Here is a 9,904-nt window from a genome sequence, read left to right on the forward strand (position 1 = left end):
AGCGGTCGGAGTGCACATTTTCGTGACGGAGCGAGGAACGAGCGCAGTCACGAAAATGGGTGCTACGGCCGCACTCAAACAAAAGCGCCCACCCCTACCAAGGGCCGACCGACCCCGGACCAACGACGGAACGGCCCAACCTGCGCATGCTCAGACGTCCGCGTCCCAACCGCCCGAATACTGGTTCGCCGACAGGGCCCGTCACGCCCCCGCGCATAGCGCGGCATCGTCCGTGACGTAACCCGACTCCGCCAACAGAACCAGGCCCCCCAGACAACGCAGGCCCGCCGAACCCTGGCGTCCTCCCCCCGCAGCCCCTCACGCCCCCCGCACATACAACGGCGCACCCGGCGGCGTAACCGACTCCGCCAGCAGAGCCAGGTCCAGCCCCCGGGTAAGCCGTGCGCGCAGCGCCTCAGCTTCCGCCAGCCGCGTGGCGATGCGACGGGCCGCGGCAGTGATGTCCGCCGGGGAGGCGTTCGACGCGAGCGTCAGCAGGAGATCGGACGTCGCGCCCTCGGTGAGGTACGCGGCGCTGACGGCCGGTTCCTCCGCAGCCGCGGCGCGGACCGCTTCGCGGACCGTGTCGTCGCGGTGCGGCGGCAGGAGTTCGCGGCCCTCGGCGAGCGCACGGAGGGCCGGCCCGGTGACCTCGTACGGAACAGGCCCGGCCAGGTCCAGCAGCAGGGTGTCGGCGCCCTCCGCGTACGTGGCCAGCGCCGCGCGACGGGCGTCGACGGGGACCGGGCGCGCGTCCGGGCGCCAGCGGGCGAGGGCGTCCGTCGAGGTGAACGCGGGGAGCGCCTTGCGGCCGGAAGGTCCCGCAATCGTGGGGACCGCCATGTCGCTGGACTTCTCGCGCTTGAGCTCGCCCGGCGCGGTGTCCTCCTGTTCGCCGAGGATCGCGACCACCGGGACCAGCAGGCGGGCTCCCGCGAGGGCGGCGAGGACGTCCTCGGGCCGCGGCGAGGTGTCGGCAAGGGCCGCCGTCAGCGCGGCATCGGCGGTGCCGTCGTCGCCGGAGAAGCCGGGGTCGGGGATGCTCTTGCCGGTGAAGTCCACACCTCGACCCTAGACGGTGCGGAGCGGGCGCCCCGCCCGCAGGGATTCCACAAAGGGGACCACACAGGGGCACCACACACAGAAGCCACTCAGAGACGCCATTTCACGACGCCCCACCACACCGCGCGGGGATGCCGCGCGGGGCTTGACCACTGGGCCACGCGCGGCATCCCGTCCGGGGCGGCGACCTGCGGGGCGGACGACTGGTGCGATCAAGTGTCGTCGGCCGCCTTCGCGGCGCGGGCCGGGCGTGTGGAGCCCGGTCCCCGAACGTGAATCAGGCTAGGCAGCTTGAGAGTTGCCGTGTGCCGATCGACGGCAACTCACTCGTACGAGTGAGCGCCCGGCACGTACCCGTCCGGCAGGCCGAGCATCCGGTACCGGTCCAGGCGGCGGGCGATCCGCGCGGCCGGGTCCACCCCGCGCAGCGCGGTGAGTTCGTCCTCCAGCGCGGCCGCGACGCGTTGCACGAACGCCTCGGGTTCGGCCGCGGCGTCCGGGAGTTCGGGGACGACCCGGTCGACGATGCCGTTCGCGAGCAGGTCGGCGGAGCGGATGCCCTGACGGTCGGCGATCTCGGCGGCGCGGTCGGTGGTACGGAACAGCAGCGCGGACGCCCCCTCGGGCGGCAGCGGCGACAGCCAGCCGTGCCGCGCGCACAGCACCCGGTCCGCGGGCAGCAGCGCGAGTGCTCCGCCGCCGGCCCCCTGCCCGAGCAGCAGGCACACCGTCGGCGCGGGCAGCATCACGAGTTCCGTGAGGCAGCGGGCGATCTCCCCGGCGAGGCCCCCTTGTTCGGCATCCGCGGACAACGCCGCGCCCGCCGTGTCGATCACGGTCACCAGCGGCAGGCCGAGTTCCGCGGCCAGCCGCATGCCGCGCCGGGCCTGGCGCAGTCCGGCGGGTCCGAAGGGGCCGTACTCGCTCTGCCGCGTACGGTCCTGGCCGAGGACGACGCACGGCGCTCCCGGCGACCCCTGCGTGCCGAACCGGGCGAGCGCAAGGCGCAGCGACGGCTCGCTCTCGCCCTCGCCGGTCCCCCGCAGCGGCGTGACGCTCCGGGCACCGTGTCGCAGGAGCGTACGCAGCCCCGGGCGCTCCGAGTCGCGGGAGCGGCGCACGCTCTCCCATGCAGGGCTGTCGGGCTGGTCGACGTCGGAACCCACGTCACCGGCGACATCGCCGACCTCGGCCTCAACCTCGACACCGACACCGACACCGACACCGACACCGACCGCAACATCAGCATCAGCATCAGCACCAGCACCAGCACCAGCGCTGACATCGGCACCGGCCGCAGGCACAGCCGCACCGTCGACCGGCCGAGTGTCGAGGACTTCGAGAACGCGTGCGGCCACGTCGCGCAGTTGCTCCGGAGGCACGACGGCGTCGATCAGGCCGTGTTCGTACAGGTTCTCCGACACCTGCACGCCGGACGGGAAGGGCTCGCCGTTCAGCGCCTCGAACACCCGCGGGCCGAGGAACCCGATCAGCGCGCCGGGCTGCGCTGCGGTGACGTGTCCAAGAGACCCCCAGGACGCGAAGACCCCTCCGGTAGTCGGGTGGCGCAGGTAGACGAGGTACGGCAGCCCCGCCGCCTTGTGTGCCGCGACCGCCGCCGAGATCTTCACCATCTGCAGGAAGGCCACGGTGCCCTCCTGCATGCGCGTGCCGCCGGAGGTGGGCGAGGCCACGAGCGGCAGGCGTTCGGCGCTCGCGCGTTCGACGGCGCGGACCAGGCGTTCGGCCGCCGCGACGCCGATCGATCCGGCGAGGAACGCGAACTCGCACGCGACGACGGCGACGCGCCGCCCGTGGATGCGGCCCTCTCCGGTCACCAGGGCCTCGTCCAATCCGGTGCGGTCCCGGGCGGCGCGGAGTTCGTCGGCGTACCCCGCCTCGATGCCGTCCGGCTCGGGCAGTTTCCCGGTCCAGGCCGTGAAGCTGCCCGCGTCCAGGACGCGGTCGATCAGGTCGAGGGCTCGCACGTGCATGGGTCCGCCTTCCGGGCCGGGCCTTGGTTCGCCTCGGGATGGATGCGGGGCACGGACCCGAGGGCGTCGACCGTCTGTCGATCATGAGCACCCTGTCACGGGCGGGCGACGGCCGCCGCCATGTGCAGGAATCCGGCACTCCGCTTGCGGGCGGCCTTCCCGGCGCCGCGCAGCGCAGCGCAGCCACACTCATTCCCGCTCCAACGCCGCAACTCCTTCGCTCCCCCAGCCGCTCCGATCACCCTCGTCTCTTCTGGGGGGTGCCTGCAAAACCCTGTCGGACAACCCTCGGGCCGCAGCTCGGCCTAGGTCGAGCTGCGGCACGGCCCTCAAGGCCCGAGACGGCAAGCGGCCGCACCCGAGCGGCCGTAAGACAGCGGCCTGGGAGGGCCGTCAAGGCCCAGACCACGCGACCGCCCGCGGGCCCGGCAGTAGCTCGGAGACGAGACCTCGCGCCCGCACCGTTCTACCGCCCGGTAACCGAATCTGGCAGGCTGCGGGGCATGGCCAGTCTCACCGCCGCGCGCGCCGCCCACCACCCGTCCGACGACCGGGCGCGCTACGACCGCGCCACCGCGGACCTCGACGCGCCCTTCGCGATCGTCGACCTCGACGCGTTCCGGGCGAACGCCGCGGACCTCGTGCGGCGCGCGGGCGGTACGCCGATCCGCGTCGCCAGCAAGTCCGTGCGCTGCCTCCCCCTCCTGCGCGAGGTGCTGGCGGCCGACGGCTTCGCGGGCGTCATGGCCTTCACCCTGCCGGAGGCCCTGTGGCTGGCCGCGGAAGGCGTCGAGGACGTGCTCGTGGCGTACCCGTCGACGGATCGGGAGGCGTACGCGCGCCTCGCCGCCGACCCGGTGGCCGCCGCGCGCGTCACGGTGATGGTCGACGACGTCGCGCAGTTGGACTACATCGACCGCGTGCGCGGCGACGGCACCGAGCGCATCCGCGTGTGTGTCGACATCGACTGCTCGTGGCAGGTGTTCGGCGGGCGCATCCGCGTGGGTGCGCACCGCTCGCCGCTGCACACCCCGGAGCAGGTGGCCGACGTCGCCGAACAGGTCGCCAAGCGCCCGCAGTTCCACCTCGTCGGGCTGATGGCCTACGAGGCCCAGATCGCCGGTGTCGGCGACGCTCCCCACGGGCGTGCGCTGTACGGCCGGGCCATCCGGTTCATGCAGGCCCGCGCCGGGGCCGAACTGGCCGCGCGCCGCGCGGACATCGTGCGGGCCGTACGCGCGGTGGCCGACCTGGAGTTCGTCAACGGCGGCGGCACCGGGAGCGTGGAGCGCACCGCCGCCGAGGCGTGCATCACCGAGGTCGCGGCGGGGTCGGGGCTGTTCCAGCCGCGGCTGTTCGACGACTACACCAGCTTCCGGGGCCGCCCCGCGGCGCTGTTCGCGCTGCCGGTGGTCCGGCGGCCGGGGGTCGGCTGGGTGTCCGTGCTGGGCGGCGGCTACCCCGCCTCGGGCGCCGCGGGGCGGGACCGGCTGCCGCAGCCGTACCTGCCGCAGGGGCTGGCGTACGACCCGCAGGAGGGCGCGGGCGAGGTGCAGACGCCGCTGCGCGGGAGTGCCGCCGACGACCTGCTGATCGGGGACCGCGTGTGGTTCCGGCACGCGAAGGCCGGCGAGTTGTGCGAACGGTTCGACGCGCTGCACCTGGTGGAGGGTGACCGGGTCGTCGGGACGGTGCCGACGTACCGGGGCGAGGGGCACACGTTCCTGTAGCGCCGCACGCGTAGGGGGCGCAACGCCGATACGTACACGGGCGCGAGGCCGATGCGCGCATGGGCACACGGCGCCGCACGCAGGCCGGGGCGCAGCGCCGGTGCGTTCACGGGCGTACGCACACCCACACACATTCACCCTTTCGGGTGACTGCCGGTAAAGCGATCATCGACTGATCACCCGTCAGCGCGGTTGGTATGCCCGGTTTTTCGGAAACCGATCAGCGTTGAAACCGGCTTTATCCGGCCAAGCCGCCCGCGATCCACCCGGTCCCGCGCAAGACGCGCGCCCGAAAGGGTGCCACGGACGCTCCGGATGCCCCAGAATGCATTCGGCGCCGTGAGGTTCCAATCCCGTCCCGACCACGGAAAGGTCGAGGCCATGGTCGCGCGGCTCGGCATGCTCGGTCAGGAACACCCCGTCACCGGGGTCACAATCTGGCGCGGGTGCGCGGTTGTCCATCTGCACGGCGAGCTCGATCTCCACAACGCTCCGCTGCTGCACCGCACGCTGATCGATCTGATCGACGGCGGGTGCCGCCGCGTGGTCGTCGACGCCACGGCGCTGACGTTTTGTGACTCGGTCGGACTCGGCGTGCTGATCGACGCCTTCAAGGCAATGCACGCGTGCGGGGGCGGACTCCGCCTCGCCGCACCCGACCGGCATGTGCGGGCAACACTGCGCATGACCGGCCTCATCGACATCCTCGGCGTGCGCGACACGTTGCAGGAGGTCTTGGACGAGTTCGCGGTCTGACGCCGCGTCCGGTCCACGGAACGGGTTCGTACGGGGGCGAATTCGTTCGGCGGCATGCCCGCGCGTAAGCCAGAATCAGACATGATCACGGACCACTGGCCGCTGTTCGGACTGCGCGTGACCACCCCGCGCCTGGAGTTGCGGCTCCCCCGCCTCGAGGACTTCGACGCCCTGTTCGCGGCGGTCGCGCGGGGCGTCCACGACCCGGAGTACATGCCCTTCGCCATGCCGTGGTCCACAGTCCCCGAGCCGGACCGCTCGCGCTCGGCGCTGCAACACCACTGGCGGCAGTGGGCGAGTTGGACGCCCGAGGACTGGACGCTCGACCTGGTGGTGTTCCACGAGGGCCTGCCGGTCGGCGCGCAGGATCTGAGCGGCGAACAGTTCGTCACACGGCGCGAGGTCTCGTCGGGTTCGTGGATCGAGCGGGGCCGGCAGGGCCGGGGGTTGGGCGCGGAGATGCGCGCGGCGGTGCTGCACCTGGCGTTCGAGGGCCTCGGCGCGGAGTGGGCGGTGTCGTCGGCGTTCACCGACAACCCGGCGTCGCTGGGGGTGTCGCGCAAGCTGGGGTACGCGGACGACGGCCTCGAGGTCCACGCGGCGGCGGACGGGCGCGCGCGGATGCTGCGGCGCGTACGCATCGACCGCGACGCCTGGGAGGCGCATCGCACGGTACCCGTGGAGGTCCACGGACTCGACGCATGTCTCGGCATGTTCGGCCTGGGCGTGTCCGGCCTCGGCGCAGCCGACGACACCCCCTGATCAGGCGGCCGATCTCCGTGCCGTGACACCGGCGTACGGCACGATGGGGCTCGTGCCTGGACAACTGATGCTTCTCGATACCGCGTCGCTCTACTTCCGCGCCTACTTCGGTGTGCCCGATTCGGTGAAGGCGCCGGACGGCACCCCGGTCAACGCGGTGCGCGGCCTGCTGGACTTCATCTCGCGCCTCGTCTCCGACCACGGCCCCGACGCGCTCGTGGCGTGCTGGGACGACGACTGGCGCCCGCAGTTCCGGGTCGACGCGATCCCCTCCTACAAGGCGCATCGCGTCGCGGAGGTCGTCGAGGGCGACGCGCCCGACGAGGAGGAGGTGCCCGACACCCTGTCCCCGCAGGTGCCCGTCATCGAGGACGTGCTCGCCGCGTTCGGCATCACGCGCGTCGGGTCGCCGGGCTTCGAGGCGGACGACGTGATCGGCACGCTGGCGACCGCGGCGGCGACACCCGTGCAGATCGTCACCGGCGACCGGGACCTCTTCCAGTTGGTCGACGACAAGCGCGCGGTGAGCGTGCTCTACCCCGTCAAGGGGGTGGGCGTCGTGGACGTGATCGACGAGGCGGCGGTGTTGGCGCGGTACGGCGTGCCGGCGTCCAGGTACGCCGACTTCGCCACGCTGCGCGGCGACGCGAGCGACGGGCTGCCCGGCGTGAAGGGCATCGGCGAGAAGACCGCCGCCCAGCTGATCGGCGAGTTCGGCGACCTGGCGGGCGTACGGCGGGCCGCCGAGGACCCCGCCTCGTCGCTCACCCCCGCGCGGCGCCGCAACCTGGTCGCCGCCGCCGACTACCTGGACGTCGCCCCCGGGGTCGTGCAGGTGGTCCGTGATGTTCCGCTTCCGGACGATCTGCCCGTCGCGCTCCCCCGCGCGCCCCGGGACCCCGACGCGCTGCGCGCGCTCGCCGACCGCTGGGGCCTCGGCGGCTCGGTGCAGCGCCTTGTGGCGGTGCTGGCGGAGCGCCGCTGAGGGCGGTCACGGCAAGGTAAAAGCGCTACCCGAAAGGGTCACCTGGCTGCGCGCCCGGCGCGCGGCCAGTATGTGATCCAGGTCACACCAAATATTACTCGGAAGTCGCGTCACTTCTCCGAGGGACCCCGGTCTCCCTTGGCATGGGTACCGAGTGTGACATCGCATCGACCGCCGACCCCGACTGGCTGCGGGGCGAGTGGCACCGTGTGACGCGAAGGGCCGGCTGGCCCTCCCGCGTCGAATGGCACAGCGCCGCAGTGGAGCTGTGCATCGAGTCGTTCGTGACGACCGGACATGTGCGTTCGGCCTGCATCGCGCTGGGCCGCGACCGGGCCGCCGCCGAGATCCCGCTGGACGTGGCGCTCGCCGAGCTGGACGCGCTGTTCCTGTGCGCGCTGGCGTACCCGGCGCCCGCGCCGGTGGTGCAGGCGTACGTCGGCGCCCGCGCGCGGTCCACCGCGCCCGGGACGCTGCCGCCCGGCACCGATCCGCTCACCGAACTCCCGTCCGCCGCGCTCCTGCAGCGGCGGCTCCAGGACCGCATCGGCGCCGGTGAGCACACGCGCCTCGTCGTCGTGCAGCTGGAAGTCGCCGAATCCCGGTTCTGGTCGCACCTGCGGCACCTCCTGCTGACCGCGCGCCACATGGAGCGGGCACTGCAGGAAGACGTGCACGCCGTCCCCGCGGGCCGCCTGATGGCCCTGGTCGACGGCGACGAACCCGCGCTCGAGGACCGCCTCGACCGGCTCTGCCGCGCCCCCGTCGACCCTCTGTCCGGGGTGCACGGCGCCCCTGGAACCGTCCCGGCAGTCCCACGCCCGCACGTCCGGCTCGCCGTCGAGCCCGGTACGCCCCAGGGGAGTTGAACGTGTTCAGCACGACCCGCACCACCTGTTCCGCCTGCACTGCCCGTGCCACCCGTGCCACCCGCACCGACCGCAAGGCCCTCTCCCCCATGCGCACCTCCCCCTCCGCCGCCTTTCCCTCCCCCTCCCCCGCCCTCCCCTCCTCCCGCGCCGCCCGCACCGCTCCCACCGGTTCGGCTCCCACCGGTTCGGCTCCCTCCCGTTCGCCCCGCCCGACCACCGCAGTTCCCCCGTCGCCGGGCCGCCCCCGCACCCGCCGCCCCGCGCGCCCCATGGGGTCCGCGACGCACCCCATGACGCAGCGTCACGGCCTTGGTGCCGCCAAAACCGGGGCGGGCGCGGGTGATTCGTCCCCGCGCCCCCTCCGCACCACGCGCGCCGGAGTGCACCACCCCCACTGCGTACGCCCCCTGACGATCTGGACAGATGCCGCCGAGATCGCCACGATGCTGACGACAGAGGCGAAGAGCACCGCTCAAGGGGGTCACGGGTGTCACGCGAGGACGACCCTTCGGCCTCCGGTCCCGACCGGCAGCCATCGGACCCGCCGACCGACCCCGCACCAGTGGACCCCGCCGCGGCCGCACCCGGCGGCGACGGCCCGTGGGTCCCGGGACAGGGCCGCAACGCCGGACCGCCGCAGGGCCCCGTCCTCCCCGGACAACGCACCGCGCTGCACCGCCGAGGCCCGTTCCCGGCTCCGCGGGGGCACGAGCCGCCCCGAGCCGGCGCGCCCGGTGCCGGGACGCCCGACGCCGCAGCGTCCGGTCCCGTCCCGGCCGCCGTCGGGCCGACTGGCCCGCCGAACGCCGCAGGCTCCCCCGGCACACCCGAACCCCGCGGCCCCCTGGGCGCGCCGCCGGCCGGCCCCGAGCCGACCGGCCCGGCGCGTCCCGGCCCCGGCGACGGCGGCGCGGGAGGCGACCACCAGGGCGCGGACGGACGCGGCGACGACGGCCCGTCCGACGCCTACCTGGCCGACCGCGTACGCGAGGGCGACGACGCCGCGTACGAAGTCCTCTACCAGCGCCACGTGGACGCGGTACGCAGGCTCGCCCGGCTGTGCACCCGCACCCGCGAGAACGCCGAGGACCTCGTCGGCGAGACCTTCACCCGCACGCTGCACGCCCTGCGCTCCGGCCACGGACCACGCGAGGCATGCCGCCCCTACCTCCTCACGACCGTGAGGCGCGTGGCGGGCGACTGGGCCCGCAACGAGAGGCGCGTCCTGCTCACCGACGACGTGGCGGCCTACGAAGCCGGCCCCAGCGGCGAGCCCGAAGACCCCGCGGTCGCCGCGACCGACCGCAACCTGGCCGCCAAGGCGTTCCAGGAACTCCCGGAACGCTGGCAGGCGGTGCTCTGGTACACCGAGGTCGAGCGGGAGCCGCGCGACCGCGTGGCCCCGCTGCTCGGCGTCAGCCCGAACGCGCTCTCCAAGCTGAAGGAGCGGGCGCGGGACGGTCTGCGCGAGGCGTACCTCAAGGTGTACGTCGAGAACGGACTCCCCAAGGAGTGCCGCCCGTTCGCGAAGAACTACGGCGCTTACGTACGCAACAGCCTCGGCGACCGCGCCGAGAACAACGTGCGCGCACACCTCGACGAGTGCGACCGCTGCCGCGCGGCATGCCTCGAACTCGCCAGTGTCAGTACGTGCATGCGCGTCGCCGCCGAGGGCCTGTTGGGTGCCGCGGCGCTGGCGTACCTCGCGACGGCCGCCGCCGCGGCGGCGGCCGTGGGCGCGTG

Annotated in this window: 8 protein-coding genes; 6 read left to right on the plus strand and 2 right to left on the minus strand. The window is 73.6% G+C overall.

The genetic code is table 11. The annotated features are described in order from the left end of the window. Positions 1-318: 318 nt before the first annotated feature. Together AB0C36_RS41450 and AB0C36_RS41455 are read right to left on the minus strand one after the other, a co-directional pair. Entirely contained in the window at positions 319-1,062 is a 744-nt protein-coding gene (locus AB0C36_RS41450; protein ID WP_358364562.1) for an SseB family protein, read from the minus strand. Between the two features lie 323 nt (positions 1,063-1,385). After that, positions 1,386-3,056, minus strand: coding sequence for a carboxyl transferase domain-containing protein (locus AB0C36_RS41455; RefSeq protein ID WP_358364565.1), 1,671 nt, complete (start codon positions 3,054-3,056; stop codon positions 1,386-1,388). A 503-nt stretch (positions 3,057-3,559) separates the two neighbouring features. Here AB0C36_RS41455 and AB0C36_RS41460 point away from each other — a divergent pair. The 6 genes from AB0C36_RS41460 to AB0C36_RS41485 all read left to right on the plus strand — a co-directional run. Further along, positions 3,560-4,786: an amino acid deaminase/aldolase gene (locus tag AB0C36_RS41460; protein ID WP_358364568.1), complete on the plus strand. Its 1,227-nt coding sequence runs from the start codon at positions 3,560-3,562 to the stop codon at positions 4,784-4,786. Positions 4,787-5,125: 339 nt separating this feature from the next. Next, on the plus strand, positions 5,126-5,542 hold the full coding sequence (locus tag AB0C36_RS41465; RefSeq protein WP_358364571.1) for an STAS domain-containing protein: 417 nt from the start codon (positions 5,126-5,128) through the stop codon (positions 5,540-5,542). Between the two features lie 81 nt (positions 5,543-5,623). Next, positions 5,624-6,304, plus strand: coding sequence for a GNAT family N-acetyltransferase (locus AB0C36_RS41470; RefSeq protein WP_358364574.1), 681 nt, complete (start codon positions 5,624-5,626; stop codon positions 6,302-6,304). A gap of 67 nt (positions 6,305-6,371) precedes the next feature. Next, positions 6,372-7,289, plus strand: coding sequence for a 5'-3' exonuclease (locus tag AB0C36_RS41475; protein WP_358364576.1), 918 nt, complete (start codon positions 6,372-6,374; stop codon positions 7,287-7,289). Positions 7,290-7,432: 143 nt separating this feature from the next. Continuing rightward, complete coding sequence (locus tag AB0C36_RS41480) at positions 7,433-8,158, plus strand: hypothetical protein (RefSeq protein WP_358364579.1); 726 nt, start codon at positions 7,433-7,435, stop codon at positions 8,156-8,158. 490 nt (positions 8,159-8,648) lie between these two features. After that, on the plus strand, positions 8,649-9,904 hold a 1,256-nt coding region (locus AB0C36_RS41485), incomplete at its 3' end, for a sigma-70 family RNA polymerase sigma factor (protein ID WP_358364582.1).

Origin of the sequence: Streptodolium elevatio (assembly GCF_040649515.1) — a bacterium.
In the GTDB taxonomy this organism is placed as follows: Bacteria; Actinomycetota; Actinomycetes; order Streptomycetales; family Streptomycetaceae; genus Yinghuangia; species Yinghuangia elevatio.